The sequence below is a fragment of the Pseudomonas sp. UTLPPB19802 genome, from assembly GCF_059730225.1.
Window position 1 is genome coordinate 1,355,515 of the sequence record NZ_AP048545.1, and the last position, 23,446, is coordinate 1,378,960.

Here is a 23,446-nt window from a genome sequence, read left to right on the forward strand (position 1 = left end):
GCTGTTCGCGGGTAAGCCCTGCTCCTACAGAATGGTGGCGCGCACAGAGTTTGTGAACGACACAGGGCTGTAGGAGCAGGGCTTGCCCGCGAAGGGCGCGCCTCGGTTTTACAGGCTGAACCGCGCCACCAACCCGTTGAGGTCCACCGCCAGGCGCGACAGCTCGTTGCTGGCCGCGCTGGTCTGGTCTGCGCCGGTGGCCGACTGCACCGACAGGTCGCGGATGTTCACCAGATTGTGATCCACTTCGCGGGCTACCTGGGCCTGCTCCTCGGCTGCACTGGCAATCACCAGGTTGCGTTCGTTGATCTCGACGATCGCACTGTTGATGGTGTCCAGCGCCAGGCCGGCGCCCTTGGCGATGTTCAGGGTCGATTCGGCACGCTCGGTGCTGTTGCGCATCGAATCCACCGCCTGCTCGGTACCGCCCTGGATGCTGCCGATCATCCGTTCGATCTCGCTGGTCGACTGCTGGGTCCGATGGGCCAGCGCACGGACTTCATCGGCCACCACGGCAAAACCACGCCCGGCTTCGCCGGCTCGTGCCGCCTCGATCGCCGCGTTCAGTGCGAGTAGGTTGGTCTGATCGGCGAGGCCACGGATCACATCCAGCACCTTGCCGATATCCCGCGACTCTTCGGCGAGGTTGCCGATCAGCGTCGCAGTACCCTGCACGTCGGCGCTCATGCGCTCGATGGCGGTGACGGTTTCCTGGACCAGGTCGCGACCGTCGCCGGCCGAAGCGGTGGCGTTCTTCGACGCTTCGGAAGTGCTCACGGCGTTGCGCGCGACTTCCTCCACGGCACTGGTCATTTCATTGACCGCAGTGGCCGCCTGTTCGATTTCATTGTTCTGCTGCTGCAATCCGCGCGCACTTTCGTCGGTGACGCTGTTCAGCTCTTCGGCGGCGGAAGCCAGTTGGGTCGCCGAGCCGGAGATACGTTGCAGAGTGTCGCGCAGCTTCTGCTGCATCTTCAGCATCGCCTGCAGCAGGCGGCCGGCTTCATCGGTACCGTCGACCGTGATCGGATGGGTCAGGTCGCCTTCGGCGATGTGTTCGGCGGCCTTCAGGGCCTGGTCGATCGGCTGGGTGATGCTACGGGTCAGCAGCCAGGCGAACAGGAAGGTCAGGGCGGTGGCGAGCAGCAGCAGGGCCACTACCAGGTTGAATGCAGAACTGTACTGGTCGCTTGCCTGCTGGTTAGTGTCGTTGGTCTGCTGCGTATTGATCTGCAACAGGCGGTCGAGGGCGCTGTTGACCTGCTCGGAGTTGGTCAGCAGTTCATTGTTGATCAGCGCGGTCAGCTCGGTCATCTGGTTGTTGCGCGAGAAGGTTTTCAGGCGCTCTTCGATCTGTCGGTATTGTCCCAGCAGTTGCACATATTGCTCGTAAGCGGAACGTTCCTCGGGGCTGGCGATCAGCTTCTCGTAGGTGACCCGTGCCTTGTCGATCTGCTGGTTGCGCTGGGTGAACAGCTCCAGGGTCTTGGCCTGGACATCGGCCTCGCGGTTGGTCAGCAGACGATAAGAGAGCACGCGCAGACGCAGGGTCAACTGGGTGAAGTCGTCCAGGGCCTTGATGCTGGGCACGTTGTTGACCGTGATCTGCTCGGCGGCTGCGCGGATCTTGCTCATCTGATTCAGCGAGAACACGCCGAGGATCAGCATCAGTGCGCCGATCAGGGAGAAGCCGAGGAACGCTCTGGGAGCGATATTCATTGTGCGTAGGGACATGATATTTCCTGGAAAAGCGCGTTCCGTGCGGCCTTTGGGATTAAGGTCTACCTGGGTTATCGGTCATGCGACTAAAGTCTAGAGTGCATGTGCGGATTTGTCGCAGAACGGGCTTTGCGACGGAAGGTTCGGAACATGTTTCGCCAATCGCAGTCCCTAAGGGGCGACGAGAAGTCCCGTGCCAGGAAAATCAAGGCTTTGCGAGCGTTTTTCCCTGGCAAACCGAGGGGCTTTTCTTTATCGTACGCGCCCTTTGAAACTGCCCGAGAGATCAAGAACATGCTGGAGACTTCCCTCAACCAACTGGAACAACTGGTCAGCGAGCTGGTGCAGCAGAAGCAGGAGCTGTTGGCCACCAACGCTCAACTCACGACCGAACTGGCCCGGGCCAAGGATGAAAACGAAAGCCTGCAGTTGAACCTGATGGAGCAGGAAGAGAAACACGGCGCCACCGCCGCGCGTATCCAGGCGCTGGTCGAGCGCGTCAGCGCAGGTCCCGTGAGCGCATGAGAGCCAGTAACGACGGTGTGACCGTCATCTCGATCCTTGGCGAGGACTACTCGATCAAGGCGCCGGCAGGCTATGAGCAGACGCTGCAAGAGGCGACGCAGATGCTCAAGACCGCCCTGGTCGATACCAAGAAGAAGTTTCCCACGCTGATCGGCGAGCAATTGCTGGTCCTGACTGCGCTGAACCTTTGCTCCCAACGGATCGAGGAGCAACATCAGCACCGTGAGGAACTCGACCGTTATCAAGAGCAAGTCAGCGCCACGGTCGAAGTGATCGCGAAAACCATCGAACAGGGTTGAGCCCGGACGTGGGCCCCCCGTCTATCGACGATAAGGCAGCGAGATAGACGGGTGCCCGCCTCGCCCCGATTCCAGCAGCACGCCCGCCTTGCACGGGCGCGCTGCAATCAGTTGGCCTTTCAGGCTGCCATGACCTCGCGGATCGCCGCCGCCAGCTCCCGCACCCGCGCTTCCTCGGTATCCCACGAACACATGAAGCGTGCCCCGCCCTTGCCGATGAAGGTGTAGAAGCGCCAGCCCCTGGCGGTCAGGGCGGCAATTGCCGGTTCCGACAGTTGCAGGAACACGCCGTTGGCCTCGACCGGGAACATCAGCTCCACGCCGGGAATGTCCTTGACCAGGCTGCTCAGCAATTGCGCGCAATGGTTGGCATGGCGGGCGTGCTTGAGCCAGGCGTCGTTTTCCAGCAGGCCGACCCACGGCGCCGACAGGAAACGCATCTTCGAGGCCAGTTGCCCGGCCTGCTTGCAGCGATAGTCGAAGTCTTCCGCCAGGTCGTGGTTGAAGAACAGGATCGCCTCGCCCACGGCCATGCCGTTTTTCGTTCCGCCGAAGCACAGTACGTCGACCCCGGCCTTCCAGGTCAGGTCGGCCGGTGAGCAGCCGAGGTAGGCGCAGGCGTTGGAGAAGCGCGCGCCATCCATGTGCAGGTGCAGGCCCAGCTCCTTGCAGGTGGCGCTGATGGCACGGATTTCGTCCGGGGTGTAGACGCTGCCGACTTCCGTCGCCTGGGTCAGGGTCACCACGCGGGGCTTGGGGTAGTGGATGTCCTGACGCTTGAGGGCGATTTCACGGATTGACTCGGGGGTCAGCTTGCCGTTTTCGGTGCGTGCGGTGAGCAGCTTGGAACCGTTGGAGAAGAACTCCGGCGCGCCGCATTCGTCGGTCTCGACGTGGGCGGTCTCGGAGCAGATCACGCTGTGGTAGCTCTGGCACAGCGACGACAGGGCGAGGGAGTTGGCGGCGGTGCCGTTGAAGGCGAAGAACACTTCGCAGTCGGTTTCGAACAGCTTGCGGAAACCGTCGGCGGCGCGCTGGGTCCACTCGTCGTCGCCATAGGCGCGCTGGTGGCCGTGGTTGGCCTGTTCCATGGCGGTCCAGGCTTCGGGGCAGATACCGGAATAGTTGTCGCTGGCGAATTGTTGGCTCTTGTCGGTCATGGCCCGGTCCTTATGATCGTTTACGAGCTGCACTGTAACCAGATTCGACGTCAGCGCACAGGCACAGTTGCTGTAGGAAAATCCTTCTGCTTAATGGTTAAAGAATACCCCTGTGGCGAGCGGGCTTGCCCGCGCTGGGGCGCGAAGCGGCCCTAAAACCTGGAAATTCGGTACATCAGATAAACCGAGGTTGCCTGCCTTACGGCTGCTTCGCACCCGAGCGCGGGCAAGCCCGCTCGCCACAGGTCCGTGCTTGTTCATCCTTGGCGACATGACATGTCGTAAACGCACCCTTGCAAGGCGTGCGTAGGCATTTGAAGCGTCTGCGCCGGTCATACCATCGCTATCAAAGGACACCGCCGAACGGCTGTGCCCCACCAAAAAGAAATGGCGCACTGCCGCTGGGAGAGACGCGATGTTCAGCAAGCAAGACCAGATCCAGGGTTACGATGATGCACTGTTGGCCGCCATGAACGCCGAAGAGCAGCGCCAGGAAGATCACATCGAACTGATCGCGTCGGAAAACTACACCAGCAAGCGCGTCATGCAGGCCCAGGGCAGTGGCCTGACCAACAAGTACGCCGAAGGTTATCCGGGCAAGCGCTACTACGGTGGCTGCGAACACGTGGACAAGGTCGAGGCCCTGGCCATCGAGCGCGCCAAACAGCTGTTCGGTGCCGACTACGCCAACGTCCAGCCGCACTCCGGCTCCTCGGCCAACGGTGCCGTATACCTGGCCCTGCTGCAGGCCGGCGATACCATCCTGGGCATGAGCCTGGCCCACGGCGGCCACCTGACCCACGGTGCCAAGGTGTCGTCCTCGGGCAAGCTGTACAACGCCGTTCAATACGGGATCGACACCAATACCGGCCTGATCGACTACGATGAAGTCGAGCGCCTGGCGGTCGAGCACAAGCCGAAGATGATCGTCGCCGGTTTCTCCGCCTACTCGAAAACCCTCGATTTCCCACGCTTCCGCCAGATCGCCGACAAGGTCGGTGCGCTGCTGTTCGTCGACATGGCCCACGTCGCCGGCCTGGTCGCCGCCGGCCTGTATCCGAACCCGATTCCGTTCGCCGACGTGGTCACCACCACCACCCACAAGACCCTGCGCGGCCCGCGTGGCGGCCTGATCCTGGCCAAGGCCAACGAAGAGATCGAGAAAAAGCTCAACGCCGCGGTATTCCCCGGTGCCCAGGGTGGCCCGCTGATGCACGTGATCGCCGCCAAGGCCGTGTGCTTCAAGGAAGCGCTGGAACCGGGCTTCAAGGCCTACCAGCAGCAAGTGATCGACAACGCCCAGGCCATGGCCGGCGTGTTTGTGAAACGTGGCTACGATGTAGTGTCCGGTGGCACCGATAACCACCTGTTCCTGGTCAGCCTGATTCGCCAGGGCCTGACCGGCAAGGACGCCGATGCCGCCCTGGGCCGTGCCCATATCACCGTGAACAAGAACGCCGTGCCGAACGATCCGCAGTCGCCGTTCGTCACCTCCGGCCTGCGTATCGGTACCCCGGCGGTCACCACCCGTGGCTTCAAGGTGGCCCAGTGCACCGAACTGGCTGGCTGGATCTGCGACATCCTCGACAACCTCGGCGATGCCGACGTCGAAGCGAATGTCGCCAAGCATGTGGCGGCCCTGTGCGCGGATTTCCCGGTTTATCGCTGAGAGCGGTTTTGGAGTAAATGACTATGCAACGCTATTCGGGCTTCGGCCTCTTCAAGCATTCTCTCAGCCATCATGAGAACTGGCAGCGCATGTGGCGCACGCCGACGCCGAAAAAGGTCTACGACGTGGTCATCGTCGGCGGTGGCGGCCACGGCCTGGCCACGGCCTATTACCTGGCCAAGGAACACGGTATCACCAACGTCGCGGTGATCGAGAAGGGCTGGCTGGGCGGCGGCAACACCGCCCGTAACACCACCATCGTGCGTTCCAACTACCTGTGGGACGAATCGGCGCACCTGTACGAACACGCGATGAAACTGTGGGAAGGTCTGTCCCAGGACCTCAACTACAACGTGATGTTCTCCCAGCGTGGCGTCTACAACCTCTGCCATACCCTGCAGGACATCCGCGATTCCGAGCGTCGGGTCAGCGCCAACCGCCTCAATGGCGTTGATGGCGAACTGCTCAACGCCCAGCAGGTGGCGGACGAGATTCCGTACCTGGACTGTTCGAAGAACACCCGCTACCCGGTACTGGGCGCGACCGTCCAGCGTCGCGGCGGCGTGGCCCGTCACGATGCCGTGGCCTGGGGCTTCGCCCGTGGTGCCGACGCCCTGGGCGTCGACCTGATCCAGCAGACCGAAGTGATCGGCTTCCGCAAGGAAAACGGCGTGTGCATCGGCGTGGAAACCAACAAGGGCTTCATTGGCGCCAAGCGCGTCGGCGTAGTCACCGCCGGTAACTCCGGGCACATGGCGAAACTGGCCGGCTTCCGCCTGCCGCTCGAGTCCCACCCGCTGCAGGCGCTGGTGTCCGAGCCGATCAAGCCGATCATCGACAGCGTGATCATGTCCAACGCCGTACACGGCTACATCAGCCAGTCCGACAAGGGCGACCTGGTGATCGGTGCCGGTATCGACGGTTACAACGGTTATGGTCAGCGGGGTTCGTACCCGGTGATCGAACACACCATCCAGGCCATCGTCGAGATGTTCCCGGTGCTGTCGCGCGTACGCATGAACCGCCAGTGGGGCGGCATCGTCGACACCACCCCGGATGCCTGCCCGATCATTTCGAAGACCCCGGTACCGAACATGTTCTTCAACTGCGGCTGGGGCACCGGCGGCTTCAAGGCCACCCCGGGTTCGGGCAACGTTTTTGCCGCGAGCCTGGCCAAGGGTGAAATGCACCCACTGGCCGCCCCTTTCTCCATCGACCGTTTCCATAACGGTGCGTTGATCGATGAACATGGCGCAGCAGCGGTCGCCCACTAACAAAGACCTCATGAAAACTACTGCGCTCGGCAATACGGCGTTAAAAACAGGCTCGAAATGCTCACTTAGTAAACTAAGCTCCGCTTTCTCACCTGTTTTTGCCTTGTCTTGCCTTCGCTCGCTACGTTTTCAAGAGGCTTGAGAGGAGAAATCCCCATGTTGCATATCTTCTGTCCTCATTGCGGCGAACTGCGCTCCGAAGAGGAATTCCATGCTTCCGGCCAGGCGCACATCCCGCGCCCGCTGGACCCCAACACCTGCACCGACGAGCAGTGGGGCGACTACATGTTCTTCCGCGACAACCCGCGCGGCCTGCACCACGAACTCTGGGACCACGTCGCCGGGTGCCGCCAGTATTTCAACGTGACTCGTGACACGGTGACCTACGAGATCCTGGAAACCTACAAGATCGGCGAGAAGCCTCAATTCACCGCTGCCGGCAAGGCGGAAAGTTCGAAAGCGCCCGAGTTGGCCGTGGGAGAAAAGGTATGAGCCAGGTCAATCGCCTGTCCAACGGCGGTCGTATCGATCGCAACAAGGTCGTGAGCTTCACCTTCAACGGCGAGAGCTACAAGGGCTACGAAGGTGACACCCTGGCCGCCGCACTGCTGGCCAACGGCGTCGACATCGTCGGCCGCAGCTTCAAGTACTCGCGTCCACGCGGCATCTTTGCCGCCGGTGCCGAAGAGCCGAACGCGGTGCTGCAGATCGGTGCCACCGAAGCCACCCAGATTCCCAACGTGCGGGCCACCCAGCAGGCGCTGTACCAGGGCCTGGTCGCTACCAGCACCAACGGCTGGCCGAGCGTCAACAACGACGTGATGGGCATCCTCGGCAAGGTCGGCGGCAAGTTGATGCCACCCGGTTTCTACTACAAGACCTTCATGTACCCGCAGTCGTTCTGGATGACCTACGAGAAGTACATCCGCAAGGCGGCGGGCCTGGGCCGTTCGCCGACCGAGAACGACCCCGATACCTACGACAACATGAACCAGCACTGCGACGTGCTGATCGTCGGCGCCGGCCCTGCCGGCCTGGCCGCAGCGCTGGCCGCTGCGCGCAGTGGTGCGCGGGTGATCATCGCCGATGAACAGGAAGAGTTCGGCGGCAGCCTGCTCGACTCCCGCGAAAGCCTTGACGGCAAGCCGGCGGCCGAATGGGTCGCCACGGTCATCGCCGAGCTGAAGTCGCTGCCGGACGTGCTGCTGCTGCCACGGGCCACCGTCAACGGCTACCACGACCATAACTTCCTGACCATCCACGAGCGCCTCACCGACCATCTCGGCGACCGCGCCCCGATCGGCCAGGTTCGCCAGCGTATCCACCGGGTGCGCGCCAAGCGCGTGGTCCTGGCGACCGGCGCCCACGAGCGTCCGCTGGTCTACGGCAACAACGACGTGCCGGGCAACATGCTCGCCGGCGCCGTCTCGGTGTATGTGCGCCGCTACGGCGTGGCGCCGGGCAAGAAGCTGGTGCTGACCACCAACAACGACCACGCCTACCGCGTTGCGCTGGACTGGCTCGACGCCAGCCTGCAGGTGGTGGCCATCGCCGACGCCCGCAGCAACCCACGCGGTGCGCTGGTGGAAGAGGCCCGTGCCAAGGGTATTCGTATCCTCACCGGCAGTGCCGTGATCGAAGCCCGTGGCAGCAAGCGTGTCACCGCTGCCCGCGTCGCCGCGATCGACGTGCGCGCCCACAAGGTGACCAGCCCGGGTGAATGGCTGGATTGCGACCTGATTGCCAGCTCCGGCGGCTACAGCCCGGTGGTGCACCTGGCTTCGCACCTGGGTGGCAAGCCGGTCTGGCGCGAAGACATCCTCGGTTTCGTTGCCGGTGAAGCACCGCAGAAACGCGTGTGCGTCGGTGGCCTGAACGGCGTCTACAGCCTGGCCGACACCCTGGCCGATGGTTTCGAAGGCGGCGCGCGCGCAGCCAGCGAAGCCGGCTTCAAGACGGTTGAAGGCGTGCTGCCCAAAGCCCTGTCCCGCCAGGAAGAGCCAACCCTGGCGCTGTTCCAGGTGCCTCATGAAAAAGGTACCGCACGGGCGCCGAAGCAATTCGTCGACCTGCAGAACGACGTCACCGCCGCCGCCATCGAACTGGCGACCCGCGAGGGCTTCGAGTCGGTCGAGCACGTCAAGCGCTACACCGCACTGGGCTTCGGTACCGACCAGGGCAAGCTGGGCAACGTCAACGGCCTGGCCATCGCCGCCCGTTCGCTGAACGTGACCATCCCGCAGATGGGCACCACCATGTTCCGTCCGAACTACACGCCGATCACCTTCGGTGCGGTAGCCGGTCGTCACTGCGGGCACATCTTCGAGCCGGTGCGCTACACCGCCTTGCAGGCTTGGCACGTGAAGCAGGGTGCCAAGTTCGAGGACGTCGGCCAGTGGAAACGTCCGTGGTACTTCCCACGCAACGGCGAAGACATCCATGCGGCGATCAAGCGTGAGTGCAAGGCCGTGCGCGACAGCGTAGGCCTGCTCGACGCCTCGACCCTGGGCAAGATCGACATCCAGGGCCCGGATGCCCGCGAGTTCCTCAACCGCGTGTACACCAACGCCTGGACCAAGCTCGACGTGGGCAAGGCCCGTTACGGCCTGATGTGCAAGGAAGACGGCATGGTCTTCGACGACGGCGTGACCGCGTGCCTGGCCGACAACCACTTCCTGATGACCACCACCACCGGCGGCGCGGCTCGCGTCCTGCAGTGGCTGGAGCTGTACCACCAGACCGAATGGCCGGAAATGAAGGTGTACTTCACCTCCGTTACCGACCACTGGGCGACCCTGACCCTGTCCGGCCCCAACAGTCGCAAGCTGTTGAGTGAAGTCACCGACATCGACCTGGACAAGGACGCGTTCCCGTTCATGACCTGGAAGGAAGGCCAGGTCGGTGGTGTACCGGCGCGGGTGTTCCGGATTTCCTTCACCGGCGAACTCTCCTACGAGGTCAACATCCAGGCCGACTACGCCATGGGTGTGCTCGAGCAGATCGTCGAGGCGGGCAAGAAGTACAACCTGACCCCATACGGCACCGAAACCATGCACGTGCTGCGGGCGGAGAAGGGCTTCATCATCGTCGGCCAGGACACTGACGCCTCGATGACCCCGGACGACCTGAACATGGGTTGGTGTGTCGGTCGTACCAAGCCGTTCTCCTGGATCGGCTGGCGCGGTATGAACCGCGAGGACTGCGTGCGCGAAGATCGCAAGCAACTGGTGGGCCTCAAGCCGATCGATCCGACCAAGTGGCTGCCGGAAGGTGCGCAACTGGTGTTCGACACCAAGCAGTCGATCCCGATGAAGATGGTCGGTCACGTGACCTCCAGCTACGCCCATAACTCGCTTGGCTATTCGTTTGCGATGGCGGTGGTGAAGGGCGGGCTCAAGCGCATGGGTGAGCGGGTGTTCGCACCGCTGGCCGATGGCAGCGTGATCGAGGCGGAGATCGTGTCCTCGGTGTTCTTCGATCCTAAGGGCGATCGCCAGAACATCTGATGTGACACAACTCCTTGTAGGAGCGGGCTTGCCCGCGAAGCTTCTGGCGGCCTGAGGGCCCCTTCGCTGGCAAGCCAGGCTCCTACAGGTTCACGGTTGTTCATGAGGTGGGGTCAGGCACTGGCCACCGCCAAGACAGAATTCAATACAGGTGTTTCACATGAGCACAGCCAACGTTTACCAGCAACGCCCGACTTCCGGGGCCAAGGCCGAGTCGTCGTTGCACCATGCCGATCTCGCCAGCCTGGTGGGCAAGGGCCGCAAGAACGCCGGCGTGACCGTGCGGGAAAAGAAACTGCTTGGTCACCTGACCATTCGTGGCGACGGCCATGACCCGGCGTTCGCTGCCGGTGTACACAAGGCCCTGGGCCTGGAGCTGCCCGTGGCGCTGACGGTGGTTGCCAAGGGCGAGACCAGCCTGCAATGGCTCGGCCCGGACGAGTGGCTGCTGGTGGTGCCGAGTGGCGAGGAGTTCGCTGCCGAGAAGGCCCTGCGCGAAGCGCTGGGCGACCTGCACATTGCCATCGTCAACGTCAGCGGCGGTCAGCAACTGCTGGAACTGAGCGGCCCTAACGTGCGCCAGGTGCTGATGAAGTCCACCAGCTATGACGTGCACCCGAACAACTTCCCGGTGGGCAAGGCGGTCGGCACGGTGTTCGCCAAGTCGCAACTGATCATCCGCCACACCGCAGAGGACACTTGGGAACTGGTGATCCGTCGCAGCTTCTCGGACTATTGGTGGCTGTGGCTGCAGGATGCGGCGGCGGAGTACGGGCTGAACGTCCAGGCTTGAGTGTTTGTTTGACCTGTGGGAGCCGGCTTGCTGGCGATCCGGGCGACTCGGTGTTTCGGTACGCCGCAGTGATGCCATCGCCAGCAAGACGGCTCCTACAGGATTTAGGTCGTACATGAGGGCAGGGATTTCGTGATCGACCGCCTGGCGGTTGCCCCATAAAAACAGGAGTCACCCGATGAGCCGCGCCCCCGATACATGGATCTTGACCGCCGACTGCCCCAGCGTGCTCGGCACGGTGGATGCGGTGACCCGCTTCCTGTTCGAGCAGGGCTGTTATGTCACCGAGCACCATTCGTTCGATGACCGCCTTTCGGGGCGTTTCTTCATTCGCGTGGAATTCCGCCAGTCCGAAGGCTTCGACGAGCAGGCGTTCCGCGCCGGCCTGGCCGAGCGCGGCAAGGCGTTCGGCATGACTTTCGAACTGACCGCGCCGAACTACCGGCCGAAAGTGGTGATCATGGTCTCCAAGGCCGATCACTGCCTCAATGACCTGCTCTACCGCCAGCGCATTGGCCAACTGTCCATGGACGTGGTCGCGGTGGTGTCCAACCATCCCGATCTCAAGCCTCTGGCCGACTGGCACGACATTCCCTACTACCATTTCCCCCTCGACCCCAATGACAAACCGGGCCAGGAACGGCAGGTGTGGCAGGTGATCGAGGAGTCCGGCGCCGAGCTGGTGATTCTTGCCCGCTACATGCAGGTGCTGTCGCCGGAGCTGTGCCGCAAGCTCGATGGTCGCGCCATCAACATCCACCACTCGTTGCTGCCCGGTTTCAAGGGCGCCAAGCCGTATCACCAGGCCTACAACAAGGGTGTGAAGCTGGTGGGGGCCACGGCGCACTACATCAACAACGACCTGGACGAGGGGCCGATCATCGCCCAGGGCGTGGAGGTGGTGGATCACAGCCACTACCCCGAGGACCTGATCGCCAAGGGCCGGGACATCGAAGGACTGACCCTGGCGCGAGCGGTGGGCTATCACATCGAGCGGCGGGTGTTCCTCAACGCCAACCGGACGGTGGTTCTCTGATTTTTCGGGGCGCTCTTGAGCGCCCTTCGCGACCCCAATAACAACGCAGTAAAAAAGACACAAGCACAACCCGAGCAATCAGCGCGTTGCCTCCCGGCAACGCGTCGCTACATAAAAACAACAGCGAGGTGAAAGCATGTCTGGCAATCGTGGAGTGGTATACCTTGGTGCTGGCAAGGTAGAAGTACAAAAGATCGACTATCCGAAAATGCAGGACCCGCGTGGCAAGAAGATCGAGCATGGCGTGATCTTGCGCGTGGTTTCCACCAACATTTGCGGCTCCGACCAGCACATGGTTCGCGGCCGCACCACCGCTCAGGTCGGCCTGGTGCTGGGCCATGAAATTACCGGCGAGGTGGTTGAAAAGGGCAGCGATGTCGAGAACCTGAAAATCGGCGACCTGGTCTCGGTGCCGTTCAACGTTGCCTGCGGCCGCTGCCGTTCCTGCAAGGAAATGCATACCGGCGTCTGCCTGACCGTCAACCCGGCCCGCGCCGGCGGTGCCTATGGCTACGTCGACATGGGCGACTGGACCGGTGGCCAGGCCGAGTACGTGCTGGTGCCGTACGCCGACTTCAACCTGCTGAAACTGCCGGACCGCGACAAGGCCATGGAGAAGATCCGTGACCTGACCTGCCTGTCCGATATCCTGCCTACCGGTTTCCACGGTGCGGTCACCGCGGGCGTTGGTCCGGGCAGCACCGTCTATGTCGCCGGTGCCGGTCCGGTCGGCCTGGCGGCAGCTGCTTCGGCCCGCCTGCTGGGCGCGGCCGTGGTCATCGTCGGTGACTTGAACCCTGCACGGCTGGCGCACGCCAAGGCCCAGGGCTTCGAAATCGCCGACCTGTCCCTGGACACCCCGCTGCACGAGCAGATCGCCGCGTTGCTGGGCGAGCCGGAAGTGGATTGCGCAGTCGACGCGGTCGGCTTCGAAGCCCGTGGCCACGGTCATGAAGGCGCCAAGCACGAGGCCCCGGCCACCGTGCTCAACTCGCTGATGCAGGTCACCCGTGTTTCCGGCAAGATCGGTATTCCGGGCCTGTACGTGACCGAAGATCCGGGGGCGGTGGACGCCGCGGCCAAGATCGGTGCGCTGAGCATCCGCTTCGGCCTGGGCTGGGCCAAGTCCCACAGCTTCCACACCGGCCAGACGCCGGTGATGAAGTACAACCGCCAACTGATGCAGGCGATCATGTGGGACCGCATCAACATCGCAGAAGTCGTGGGCGTGCAGGTCATCAGCCTGGATGACGCGCCGAAGGGCTATGGCGAGTTCGATGCCGGTGTGCCGAAGAAATTCGTGATCGACCCGCACAAGCTGTTCAGTGCGGCGTAAGTAGGCGGCATGCCAGAAAGGGCGACTTCGGTCGCCCTTTCTGTTTTCCGGTGTCTAGGCTGTGTAAGAAATAGTTTGAAACGCAGGTTAGGCAAGGCAAAAACCGGCGAGGAACGGCCGGGGTCGCGCCCGACTTGACTGGCTGTCAATGAGCATTCCGAGCCGGTTTTTAACGCCGCATAACCAGGTTTCAGGCTATTTCGTACATAGTCTAGTGTCCTGGGCGGGTTGCCGGTTCTCAAAGGCCTTGGGCGCCAGCCGCAGGTCCGCCATGCCCGGCCCCACGTAGTCGCAGATTGTCTTTGCAGGATGCGTCGGACCGTGGCGAAAAGGCCAGTGGCATCACCGGTGATCTTCCGGATAGGCAAGGCCCTACGTGCCCGCAGACGCAAGCCCTCGTTCAAACCCTCAGCGCTGAACCGCCTTGGCCGCACTCACCCGCTGGCAGAACTCCGGATAGAACCCCTGGCCACTCGGACCGCGGCAGTAGTCGCTGGCCTGGCCCAGGGTTTCTCGGCTGAACTTCAGTTCGCGGGGCATGCTGGCAAAGGTGGTGTAGCCGCCCTGTTGGGTCTTGATCGCGTCGAAACCGTCCATTCCATACACCAGTTCGACGTCATCGGCGGCGATGATCCGCGCCTTGACCGTCACCTGGGTGTATTGCTTGCCGCCCGGTGCGCCATTCACCGCCGCCAGGCCCTGGCCTAGCGTACGCAGCATGCGGGGAACCCAGGCCTCGTCGTCATCGGCAAGCTTCTGCGGCTGGTAGAGCAGGGTCAGTGTCTGCTGGTCGCGACTGACCTCGGTCAGCGCCGGGTCGCTACGCTTGACGCGGTGTTCGAGGGTCAGCCAGGCGCGCTGCTCGTCGCCCAGACTGTCGGGCAGTTCGGGGGTCAGGGGGCCACGCTGGCACTCGTGTACACCGAAGGCGATGCCAAGGCCGACCAGGATGATTGCCAGGGCGGTTCCACCGATTTTCACGTTCATGCACGCACTCTCCCTCAGGGGTAGCCACTTTACGCCAAATGCCCTGCCACACGCACAGATCGCCGTTGCCGATTCCCTGCATCTACTCGTGGGTTTCCGCTGGGGCAGGGCGCCTTTTCCGCTGTCGGCTGTCGCCGCCGGGCAATGTTCGCCACGCCGTGCGCCTCTCACCATAGGCACCCCATCACATCACTCGATAAAGAGGTGCCTCATGGCCAAAAAGGAAATCCGACTCTCCCTGGAAGACATCGACAGCAATGGCAGCCCGGAGGTGCTGGTAGAGTTCTACGAAGGCAATGAACTCGTCTTCGCTTCCGCCGTTTCCTCGTCTGGCGAGAACAAGACCTACGACACCGTCAATGTCCGCGTGGACATGGATGAGGACGGTGACATGGATGCCGACGACGAGCGCTATCTGCTCACCCTGTGCCAAGCCTTCGTCGAGTTCGCCCGCTAACCCCTCGAACGGCTGCCTGCGCCGCACCGCAGGTAGCCGCCTCATCCCTACTGCCTGGCCTTCACGCCTCCGGGAAGGAGGCCTGGACCCACTTTCGGGTCAATATGGCAAAAATAGCCAAAATAACCGGCGGTTGTTATAGTGGATGGGCCTTCCCTGTCTGCGAGCACACGCCATGATTGCCTTGCCTGACCTCCTCGATCTGCCACGCCAGAACGCCTCCCAGGTGAAGAACAAGTGGGCCGATGTCGTCCGCCTGGTTCATCAGTCCGGCAGTGTCGCGGTGACCAATCATTCCACCGTGGAGATGGTCCTGCTGGATGCCGAGACCTACCAGCGACTGACCGCCCAGGTGCAGGCCTACAAGGATCGCGAGCAGTCCGCCCTGGACGAGTTGACCCAGCGTTTCGACGCGCGCCTGCAGAGTCTGCAGCAGCCCCAGGCGGCGCAGGGCGTGCGCTCGCTGTTGGCGGCCAAGGGCAAGCTGGGCAAGCGGCCTAAAGCCGGCTCCACGTTCTGATGGGCGCGACGCCGACCGGCGAACGTCCGTTCATTTTTGTCCTGGCCGGGGTCAACGGCGCTGGCAAGAGTTCGGTGGGCGGGGCACTGCTGGCCGAGAATGGCCTGGACTGGTTCAACCCCGACAGCTTTGCCCGCGAACTGACGAACAGCCTGGGCATCGACCCGCAGCGGGCCAACGGCCTGGCCTGGGAGCAGGGTCGCAGGCAGTTGGAAGACGCCCTGCGCGAGGGACGCAACTACGCGTTTGAAACCACCCTGGGTGGCAACACCATCGCCCGGATGCTCGCCCAGGCTGCACGCACCCACGACGTGGTCATGCTGTTTTGCGGCCTGTCCTCGCCGGAGCAGCACCTGCGCCGGGTGCAACTGCGGGTGGCACGCGGGGGCCACGACATCCCCGAACCGAAGATCCGCGAGCGCTGGGTCAAGTCGCGGGCCAACCTGGTGGCCCTGATGCCCTGCCTGGCGCACTTGCAGGTATTCGACAACAGCACCGACGTCGAGCCCGGCGAGGACATTCCCGACCCGCTGCTGGTGCTGGAAATGGCCGACGGCCAACTGCTCGGCCCCGACCCGCAGGACGCCCAGGCGCTGCAAGCGACGCCCGAATGGGCGCGACCCCTGGTTCAGGCGGCGATCGAACGGCTGCCGTGCTGACGACAAGGCAGGTTCCGCCCTGCCGGGGCGTGGGGCGGAACAAGCCCGGCTTTTTCCACTCCAATGGCCAGTGCCGACCGCTGGCCAGCGGTCGGCCTTCGATGACTTGTGAGGTGGCTGCAATGAAAATTCCACGCGGTGTCGTATTGGCTTCGCTCCTGACCTTCGCCGTCACGCCGGTGTTCGCGGCGTTCAGCCTGAATGATGCAGCCAATGCGCTGTCGGCCATTCAGGGCGGTCAGAATGGCAACGCCACGGCGCCGGAGGGTGGCCTGCTCAGCGCCCTGGGGTCGCAACTGAACGTCACCCCGGAGCAGGCCATCGGCGGCACCGGGGCGATGCTCGGGCTGGCGAAGAACCAGCTCAGCGGCAACGATTATTCGCAACTGAGCCAGAGCGTGCCGGGGCTCGACCAGTTGTCGGGCGGCGGCGCGCTGGCCGGGCTCGGCGGCCTGCTCGGCCAGTCCGGCGGCTCGTCGGCGGTGGGCAACGCGCTGGGTAACGTGAAGAACACCAGCGACCTGAACAACGCCTTCGGCGCCCTGGGCATGGACAGTGGCATGGTCGGCCAGTTTGCGCCGATCATCCTCAAGTATCTGGGCGACCAGGGGGTAGGTGGCCCACTGTTGCAGAGCCTTGGCGGTATCTGGGGTAGCGGCAGCTAAGGCGCACTCCTGGCTGGCCGACGCACCGGGCCGCGCGAGGGCCCGGTGTGTTTCGCTCGTGCTTGTCTCTAGTCGCGCTCGCTGCGCAGGGTGGCGATGCGCTGGTCCTTCTCGCTCCAGAGCTGGTTGACCCAGTCCTGGACCCGCTTGCGCAGCACCGGGTCATTCTCGTAGTCGCCCTGCCACAGGCTCGGGTCCATGGCGTGGGTCTGGAAGTCGATGATCACCTTGGGCACGTTGCCGCTGATCAGGTCCCAGAAACCGGGGATCTTCTCCTGTGGATAAACCACCGTGACATCGAGCACCGCGTCCAGTTGCTCGCCCATTGCCGCGAGGACGAAGGCCACGCCGCCGGCCTTGGGCTTGAGCAGGTGCTTGAATGGTGACGCCTGCTGCTGGCGCTTGGCCTCGCTGAAGCGGGTGCCTTCGAGGTAGTTGACCACGGTCACCGGCTGGCGCTTGAACAGTTCGCAGGCGGCCTTGGTGATTTCCAGGTCCTGGCCCTTGAGTTCCGGATGCTTGTCGAGGAAGGCCTTGGAGTAGCGCTTCATGAACGGGTAGTCCAGCGCCCACCAGGCGAGGCCGAGGAACGGTACCCAGATCAGTTCCTTCTTGAGGAAAAACTTGAAGAACGGCGTATGGCGGTTGAGTGTCTGGATCAGCGCCGGGATGTCGACCCAGCTCTGGTGGTTGCACACCACCAGGTACGAGGTGTCGCTACGCAGGCCGTCGGCACCGCGAATGTCCCAGCGAGTGGGGATGCACAGCGAGAAGATCAGCTTGTCGATCTCGGCCCAGGTTTCGGCGATCCACATCACTGCCCGGCTGGCGTGGTCACGCAGGCGGCCGGGCAGCACCAGCTTGAGCAGGGCGAACGCCATCAGCGGGCCGAACAGCACCAGTGTGTTGAGCAATAACAGCAGCGTAACGAGGCTGCCGGTGAGCAGGCGGCGCATACAGGAACTCTTTTCAGGGCGAGAGGGCGGGCCATGATAAAGGCGCGGGGGGCAGACGCCAAATCGGCCGTTCGACGAATGTTTCACGCACGATGGCCTAGGTTAGCCGTCATTTAGCCGATTGTTCATGAACCAATGACGACGGCACGGTCTAAAATGCACGCCTCATGCGCGTCCACTCAAAGGTGCAGCCCAAGTGAAATCCGTTCTTGCCCTGTTGTCCCTCCTGGCCCTGCCGGTCATGGCCGCCGAGCCGACCCTCTACGGGCGCTACGAGTACATTCGCCTGCCGGAGATCGGCCAGACCTTCAAGGCCAAGATGGACACCGGTGCGCTCACCGCGTCGCTGTCGGCCAAGGACATCGAGCTGTTCAAGCGTGACGGCGAGGACTGGGTACGTTTCCGCCTCGGCACCGCCGACGCCGACAACAAGGTCTACGAACACAAGGTCTCGCGCATCAGCAAGATCAAGACTCGCTCCGAAGAGGACGAGGACGGCGAAGTCGCCGACCCGAGCAAGCGCCCGGTGGTCGATCTGGAAATGTGCCTGGGCAACGTCAAGCGCACGGTGGAGGTCAACCTGACCAACCGCAGCAGCTTCAACTACCCGCTGCTGATTGGCGCCAAGGCCCTGCGCGAGTTCGGCGCGGCGGTGAACCCGGCGCGGCGTTATACCGCCGACCAGCCCGACTGCTGATTGACGGGGCGGCACGCGTCCGGCACCGTTGCGCACATTGCCCACAGTGCTCGGACGCCATGCCCCATATCCTGATAGTCGACGACGAAGCGGCGATTGCCGATACCCTGGTCTATGCCCTGCAGGGCGAGGGTTTCACCACCACCTGGCTGAACCTTGGCGGCGCGGCGGTCGAGTACCAGCGCAGCACGCCGGCCGATCTGCTGATTCTCGACATCGGCCTGCCGGACATCAGCGGCTTTGAGGTCTGCAAGCAGTTGCGGCGCTTTACCGAAGTGCCGGTGATGTTCCTCAGTGCCCGTGATGGTGAGATCGATCGTGTGGTCGGCCTGGAGATCGGCGCTGACGACTATGTGGTCAAGCCGTTCAGCCCGCGGGAAGTGGCGGCGCGGGTCCGGGCAATTCTCAAGCGGGTGGTGCCGACGGCGCCAGCAGCGGCTGCCGGTGAGCGCTTCGTGGTCGATCACGAACGGGTACAGATCAGCTATCGCGGCCAGGCCTTGAGCCTGACCCGCCATGAGTTCCGCCTGCTTGCCTGCCTGTTGGAACAGCCCGAGCGGGTGTTCAGCCGCGAGCAGTTGCTCGACGCCGTCGGGGTCGCGGCGGATGCCGGCTATGAGCGCAGCATCGACAGCCACATCAAGAGCCTGCGGGCCAAGCTGCGGCTGGTGGCCGGCGATGCCGAGCCGATCCAGACCCACCGTGGCCTGGGCTACAGCTACAGCCCGAGTCACAGCTGATGCCGTTGGGGCTGCGGATCTTCCTGGTGTATTTCCTGTTCGTCGGGCTGACCGGCTATTTCGTGCTGAGTACGGTGATGAAGGAAATCCGCCCCGGTGTGCGCCAGTCCACCGAGGAAACCCTGGTGGACACCGCCAACCTGCTGGCGGAAATCCTCCACGACGACGTCAAGGCCGGCACCCTCGGCCAGAGTCGCCTGCCCGAGGTGCTCAAGGCCTACGGCCAGCGCAAGCCGGCGGCGAACATCTGGGGGTTGCCGAAGAACCAGGTCAACCACCGCATCTACGTGACCGACGCCAAGGGCATCGTCCTGCTCGACTCCGCCGGGCTGGCGTTGGGGCAGGACTATTCGCGCTGGAATGACGTGTACCTGACCCTGCGCGGCGACTACGGTGCGCGCTCGACCCGCTCCGATCCCGACGACCCCAACTCGTCGGTGATGCACGTGGGGGCGCCGATCACCGACCATGGCGAGATCATCGGCGTGGTCACCGTGGCCAAGCCCAACAGTTCATTGCAACCCTATGTCGATCGCACCGAACATCGCCTGATCCTCTGGGGCGCCGGGCTGATTGCCCTGGGCCTGCTGTTCGGGGCGCTGTTGTCCTGGTGGTTGAGCGCGGCGTTGCGACGCCTGACCGCCTATGCCCAGGCGGTCAGCGAGGGGCGGCGTGCCGAACTGCCGCATTATCGCGGCGGGGAAATGGAGCAGCTGGCCAATGCCGTGGAACACATGCGCACGCAACTGGAGGGCAAGGCCTACGTCGAGCGCTACGTGCACACCCTGACCCACGAGCTGAAAAGTCCGCTGGCGGCGATTCGGGGTGCTGCCGAGCTGTTGCACGCAGAGATGCCGGAGCCCCAGCGCGAGCGGTTCGTCGGCAATATCGAAAGCGAAAGTGCCCGCATGCAGCAGTTGATCGAACGGCTGCTGAACCTGGCATTGGTGGAGCAACGGCAGGTGCTGGAAGAGCAGGTCGAGGTGCCGCTGGCGGCGCTGGTCGACGAAGTGCTGCTGGCCCAGGCCGCGCGGATCGAAAAAGCCGGCCTGCAGATCGAACGCCGGATCGCTGCCGACCTGCGCCTGTTCGGCGAACGCTTCCTGTTGCGCCAGGCCATCGGCAACCTGCTGGAGAATGCCCTGGACTTCACGCCCGCTGGCGGAGTGATTCGCTTCAGCGCCGAACGGGACGGCCAGCAGCTGCGTTTCAGCCTGTTCAACCAGGCCGAGGCGATTCCCGACTACGCCCTGCCACGCCTGAGCGAGCGCTTCTATTCGCTGCCGCGCCCTGCCAGCGGGCGCAAGAGCACCGGGCTGGGGCTGAACTTCGTCGAGGAAGTGGTAAAGCTGCACGGCGGCCAGTTGCTGATCGGCAACGTCGAGGGTGGGGTCGAGGTAACGCTGCGCCTGCCATGAATCTCCACACAGTCTCCACATGGGCTCCATCAACGGCCCACATGGCGGCCCCAGACTTTCTCCCATACCAATCAGGGAGAGAGACCCATGAACCGCAGTCTGGCGATAAAATTCGGGGCGATTGCCCTACTGATGCTGTTGTTGCTGATCCCGTTGATGATGATCGACGGCCTGATCAGCGAGCGACAGTACCTGCGCGATGGTGTCCTGGAAGATATCGCCCGCAGCTCCAGCAATAGCCAACTGATCAGCGGGCCGGTGCTGGTGGTGCCCTATCGCCAGACCGTGCGCGAGTGGAAGACCGATGCCAAGGGCAAGCGTACCCAGGAGAGCAAGGAAGTCAGCGGGCGCCTCTACTTGCTGCCGGAGCGTTTCGTCCTCGATGGCAAGGTCCAGACCGAACGCCGGGCGCGTGGCATTTATGAAGCGCGGTTGTTTCACGCCAATAACCACATCAGCGGCACCTTCGTCTTGCCGGCGCAGTTGGGTATCGATGAAGACTTTGCCGATTACCGCTTCGACGAGCCTTTCCTGGCGGTCGGCATCAGCGATATTCGTGGTATCGAGAACGCCCTGACGCTGCAGCTGGGCGACCGGCAACTGGAGTTCATGCCGGGGACCCAGGTGAACTGGCTGGGCGATGGCGTGCATGTGAACCTGCCACGGGTCGACGGTCGGCTGCAGCAGCGCCTGGACTTCGAATTCGACCTGGCGTTGCAAGGCACTGGCCAGTTGCAGGTGATCCCGGTGGGCAAGACCAGCAATGTGCACCTGGCGGCTGACTGGCCGCACCCGAGCTTCATCGGCAACTACCTGCCGGCCCAGCGTGAAGTGACCGAGCAGGGTTTCACGGCCAACTGGCAGACCTCGTTCTTCTCTACCAACCTGCATGAAGCAATGAGCAGCTGCGTGGACACCAACCGTTGCGAGGCTTTCAATGACCGCAGTTTCGGCGTGAGCCTGATCGATCCGGTGGACCAGTACCTCAAGTCCGATCGCTCGATCAAGTATGCGTTGCTGTTCATTGCCCTGACGTTCGCCGGTTTCTTCCTGTTCGAAGTGCTCAAGCGGCTGGCGGTGCACCCGATCCAGTATGCCCTGGTGGGTGCGGCACTGGCGCTGTTCTACCTGCTGCTGCTGTCGCTGTCCGAGCACCTGGGCTTTGGCCTGGCGTACCTGGTGTCGGCAGGGGCCTGTGTCGGGCTGATCGGTTTCTATGCCAGCCATGTATTGCGCAGCCTGGGGCACGGCCTGGGCTTCGCCGCGGCCTTGGCGGCTCTCTACGGCCTGCTGTATGGATTGCTGAGCGCCGAGGACTATGCGTTGCTGATGGGCTCGCTGCTGCTGTTCTGTCTGCTTGGCGTGTTCATGGTGCTGACCCGCAAGCTCGACTGGTACGGGATCGGGCAGGCACGGGCTACCAATGACCAGCCGGTTGCCGGCGAGGTGGCCCATGAGTAGGTCGCTGGGGTTGCGCGAGGATCAGCAGTGGGGGATGGAGTTGGCACGGCTGATTGGCGAGGGCGTCCTTGAGGTCGCCAAGAGCTTCGCGGCAAGCCCTGCTCCTACGAGGGGCGGCGGTCCACAGGGGAGCGCACTTGCAGGAGCAGGGCTTGCCCGCGAAGGGGCCCTTGAGCCTTACCTCAGTATCATGCCGTGGCTGGAGTGCCGTTCAGCGTGGGTTCGTTTGGCACCGCCTTGATCGGCCGGGCGACGTTCCACACCAGCAGCGCGGCGACGATGTCGAAGATCGCCAGGACCACGAACAGCGGGCTGTAGCCGACCTTGGTCACCATGATGCCCAGCACCATGGTGAACAACGCCGCACCGAAGTAGCCGAACATGCCGCCGACGCCGGTGGCAGTGGCCACTTCGTTCTTGCCGAAGGAGTCGGAGGTGATCGCGTACAGTGCGCCGGACAGGGTCTGGTGGGCGAAGCCGCCGACACAGAGCAGGGCGATGGCGGTGTAGGGGCTTTCCACCAGGCCGATGCAGGCCGGGCCGATCATGCAACTGCAGCCAAGGAACATCACCATCTTGCGCGAGGTGAACAGGCTGACCTTCAGGTGCTTGTGGAAGAACGGGCTCAGGTAACCGCCGAGAATGCAGCCAAGGTCCGCGGCGAGGAACGGCAGCCAGGCGAACATCGCGATTTCCTTGATGTTCATGTGCCGTTCGGTCATCAGGTACAGCGGAATCCAGGCGTTGAAGGTCTGCCAGGCCGGCTCCGAGAGAAAGCGCGCGCTGGCGATGGCGAAGAAGTTGCGGCTGATGACCACCTTTTTCCAGCTGCCCTTTTTCGTGCCGGCTTCCTTGAAGTGTTCTTCCTGGCCACTGAGGATGTAGTCGCGCTCGGTGTCGCTCAGGCGCTTCTGGTCCCGCGGGTGCTTGTACAGCCACAGCCAGGTCAGGCTCCAGACGATGCCCAGGGCGCCGACGATGATGAATGCCAGTTGCCAGCCACTCTGCAGGATCGCCCAGACCACCAGCGGCGGTGCCAGCAGCGCGCCGAAGGACGAGCCGATGTTGAACCAGCCGATGGCGACGGAGCGCTCCTTGGCCGGGAACCACTCGGTGGTGGTCTTGACCGCCGCCGGCAGGCCGGCCGCCTCGGTGATGCCGAGCAGGCCGCGCACGAACGCCAGGCCCTGCCAGCCGCTGGCCAGGGCCGCTGCGGCACAGGCCAGGGACCAGGCGATGGCGAAGATCGCGAAGCCCAGTTTGGTACCGATGGCGTCAACGATGTAGCCGGCGATCGGCTGCATCAGTGCATAGCCGATCTGCCAGGCGACAACGATATGCGAGTACTGCTCGGTGGAAACGTTCATCTCGCTCATCAGCGTCGGTGCGGCCACCGACAGGGTATTGCGAGCCAGGTAGTTGACCATCAGGCCACAGGTGACCAGGCCGATCATCCACCAGCGGATGCCTTTGATTTTCATCACTTCACCATTGTTGTTTTTGGAGTCGAGGTGGTGCGCGTGCCCCGTGCTCGAACGGGGAGCCGTACTACGGGGATATCAGGAAGGC

At 63.3% G+C, this 23,446-nt stretch carries 22 protein-coding genes and 1 pseudogene; 17 read left to right on the top strand and 6 right to left on the bottom strand.

What is annotated here, in order from left to right; genetic code table 11:
• Positions 1-108 precede the first annotated feature (108 nt).
• On the bottom strand, positions 109-981 hold the full coding sequence (locus AC6I6U_RS06105) for a methyl-accepting chemotaxis protein (protein WP_497882995.1): 873 nt from the start codon (positions 979-981) through the stop codon (positions 109-111).
• Positions 982-1,011: 30 nt separating this feature from the next.
• Positions 1,012-1,734: pseudogene (locus tag AC6I6U_RS06110) on the bottom strand (MCP four helix bundle domain-containing protein); the annotation flags it as partial.
• Between the two features lie 279 nt (positions 1,735-2,013).
• Here AC6I6U_RS06110 and AC6I6U_RS06115 point away from each other — a divergent pair.
• Together AC6I6U_RS06115 and AC6I6U_RS06120 are read left to right on the top strand one after the other, a co-directional pair.
• The gene (locus tag AC6I6U_RS06115; RefSeq protein WP_497881136.1) at positions 2,014-2,244 is read left to right on the top strand and encodes a hypothetical protein; all 231 of its coding nucleotides are present in this window, start codon (positions 2,014-2,016) and stop codon (positions 2,242-2,244) included.
• Entirely contained in the window at positions 2,241-2,543 is a 303-nt protein-coding gene (locus AC6I6U_RS06120; protein ID WP_497881137.1) for a cell division protein ZapA, read from the top strand. Before AC6I6U_RS06115 ends, AC6I6U_RS06120 begins: the two co-directional genes overlap by 4 nt.
• Positions 2,544-2,662: 119 nt before the next feature.
• Here AC6I6U_RS06120 and AC6I6U_RS06125 read toward each other — a convergent pair whose 3' ends face one another.
• The gene (locus AC6I6U_RS06125) at positions 2,663-3,703 is read right to left on the bottom strand and encodes a threonine aldolase family protein (RefSeq protein WP_497881138.1); all 1,041 of its coding nucleotides are present in this window, start codon (positions 3,701-3,703) and stop codon (positions 2,663-2,665) included.
• Between the two features lie 415 nt (positions 3,704-4,118).
• Here AC6I6U_RS06125 and AC6I6U_RS06130 point away from each other — a divergent pair, with 415 nt between their 5' ends.
• The 7 genes from AC6I6U_RS06130 (at position 4,119) to fdhA (ending at position 13,317) form a co-directional block, all read left to right on the top strand.
• Positions 4,119-5,372, top strand: a complete 1,254-nt coding sequence (locus AC6I6U_RS06130; protein WP_497881139.1) for a serine hydroxymethyltransferase — start codon at positions 4,119-4,121, stop codon at positions 5,370-5,372.
• Between the two features lie 23 nt (positions 5,373-5,395).
• Positions 5,396-6,646 carry a sarcosine oxidase subunit beta gene (locus AC6I6U_RS06135; RefSeq protein WP_497881140.1) on the top strand — a complete coding sequence of 417 codons (1,251 nt, stop codon included), beginning with the start codon at positions 5,396-5,398 and terminating at the stop codon, positions 6,644-6,646.
• 156 nt (positions 6,647-6,802) lie between these two features.
• Positions 6,803-7,138 carry a sarcosine oxidase subunit delta gene (locus AC6I6U_RS06140; RefSeq protein WP_497881141.1) on the top strand — a complete coding sequence of 112 codons (336 nt, stop codon included), beginning with the start codon at positions 6,803-6,805 and terminating at the stop codon, positions 7,136-7,138.
• The gene (locus AC6I6U_RS06145; RefSeq protein ID WP_497881142.1) at positions 7,135-10,152 is read left to right on the top strand and encodes a sarcosine oxidase subunit alpha; all 3,018 of its coding nucleotides are present in this window, start codon (positions 7,135-7,137) and stop codon (positions 10,150-10,152) included. The genes AC6I6U_RS06140 and AC6I6U_RS06145 overlap by 4 nt, the downstream gene beginning before the upstream one ends.
• A gap of 160 nt (positions 10,153-10,312) precedes the next feature.
• The gene (locus tag AC6I6U_RS06150; protein ID WP_497881143.1) at positions 10,313-10,945 is read left to right on the top strand and encodes a sarcosine oxidase subunit gamma; all 633 of its coding nucleotides are present in this window, start codon (positions 10,313-10,315) and stop codon (positions 10,943-10,945) included.
• 178 nt (positions 10,946-11,123) lie between these two features.
• A complete protein-coding gene (purU, locus tag AC6I6U_RS06155) occupies positions 11,124-11,981 on the top strand; it encodes a formyltetrahydrofolate deformylase (protein WP_497881144.1) in 858 nt (285 codons plus the stop codon).
• A 136-nt stretch (positions 11,982-12,117) separates the two neighbouring features.
• On the top strand, positions 12,118-13,317 hold the full coding sequence (gene fdhA / locus AC6I6U_RS06160; RefSeq protein ID WP_497881145.1) for a formaldehyde dehydrogenase, glutathione-independent: 1,200 nt from the start codon (positions 12,118-12,120) through the stop codon (positions 13,315-13,317).
• A 408-nt stretch (positions 13,318-13,725) separates the two neighbouring features.
• On the opposite strand, the gene AC6I6U_RS06165 is transcribed toward fdhA, so the two are convergent.
• A complete protein-coding gene (locus AC6I6U_RS06165) occupies positions 13,726-14,304 on the bottom strand; it encodes a hypothetical protein (RefSeq protein ID WP_497881146.1) in 579 nt (192 codons plus the stop codon).
• A gap of 211 nt (positions 14,305-14,515) precedes the next feature.
• Here AC6I6U_RS06165 and AC6I6U_RS06170 point away from each other — a divergent pair, with 211 nt between their 5' ends.
• The 4 genes from AC6I6U_RS06170 (at position 14,516) to AC6I6U_RS06185 (ending at position 16,605) form a co-directional block, all read left to right on the top strand.
• Positions 14,516-14,761 (top strand): hypothetical protein, encoded by a 246-nt coding sequence (locus AC6I6U_RS06170; RefSeq protein ID WP_497881147.1) that lies wholly within the window; start codon positions 14,516-14,518, stop codon positions 14,759-14,761.
• A 175-nt stretch (positions 14,762-14,936) separates the two neighbouring features.
• Positions 14,937-15,281 (top strand): type II toxin-antitoxin system Phd/YefM family antitoxin, encoded by a 345-nt coding sequence (locus AC6I6U_RS06175; RefSeq protein ID WP_497881148.1) that lies wholly within the window; start codon positions 14,937-14,939, stop codon positions 15,279-15,281.
• Positions 15,281-15,940, top strand: coding sequence for an ATPase (locus AC6I6U_RS06180; RefSeq protein ID WP_497881149.1), 660 nt, complete (start codon positions 15,281-15,283; stop codon positions 15,938-15,940). Before AC6I6U_RS06175 ends, AC6I6U_RS06180 begins: the two co-directional genes overlap by 1 nt.
• Before the next feature lie 122 nt (positions 15,941-16,062).
• Complete coding sequence (locus tag AC6I6U_RS06185) at positions 16,063-16,605, top strand: DUF2780 domain-containing protein (protein ID WP_497881150.1); 543 nt, start codon at positions 16,063-16,065, stop codon at positions 16,603-16,605.
• Positions 16,606-16,673: 68 nt separating this feature from the next.
• Here the strand turns inward: AC6I6U_RS06185 and yihG are convergent, their stop codons facing one another.
• A complete protein-coding gene (gene yihG / locus AC6I6U_RS06190) occupies positions 16,674-17,561 on the bottom strand; it encodes a 1-acylglycerol-3-phosphate O-acyltransferase, YihG family (RefSeq protein ID WP_497881151.1) in 888 nt (295 codons plus the stop codon).
• Positions 17,562-17,757: 196 nt separating this feature from the next.
• On the opposite strand from yihG, the gene rloA2 reads away from it, so the two are divergent.
• From rloA2 to creD, 4 genes are all read left to right on the top strand, one after another.
• Entirely contained in the window at positions 17,758-18,258 is a 501-nt protein-coding gene (gene rloA2 / locus AC6I6U_RS06195) for a retropepsin-like aspartic peptidase RloA2 (protein ID WP_497881152.1), read from the top strand.
• Positions 18,259-18,317: 59 nt separating this feature from the next.
• Positions 18,318-18,998, top strand: coding sequence for a two-component system response regulator CreB (gene creB / locus AC6I6U_RS06200; RefSeq protein WP_497881153.1), 681 nt, complete (start codon positions 18,318-18,320; stop codon positions 18,996-18,998).
• A complete protein-coding gene (gene creC, locus AC6I6U_RS06205) occupies positions 18,998-20,416 on the top strand; it encodes a two-component system sensor histidine kinase CreC (RefSeq protein ID WP_497881154.1) in 1,419 nt (472 codons plus the stop codon). The genes creB and creC overlap by 1 nt, the downstream gene beginning before the upstream one ends.
• Before the next feature lie 87 nt (positions 20,417-20,503).
• Positions 20,504-21,877 (top strand): cell envelope integrity protein CreD, encoded by a 1,374-nt coding sequence (gene creD, locus AC6I6U_RS06210; RefSeq protein ID WP_497881155.1) that lies wholly within the window; start codon positions 20,504-20,506, stop codon positions 21,875-21,877.
• Between the two features lie 188 nt (positions 21,878-22,065).
• Here the strand turns inward: creD and AC6I6U_RS06215 are convergent, their stop codons facing one another.
• Positions 22,066-23,358, bottom strand: coding sequence for an MFS transporter (locus AC6I6U_RS06215; protein WP_497881156.1), 1,293 nt, complete (start codon positions 23,356-23,358; stop codon positions 22,066-22,068).
• Positions 23,359-23,446: the final 88 nt, after the last annotated feature.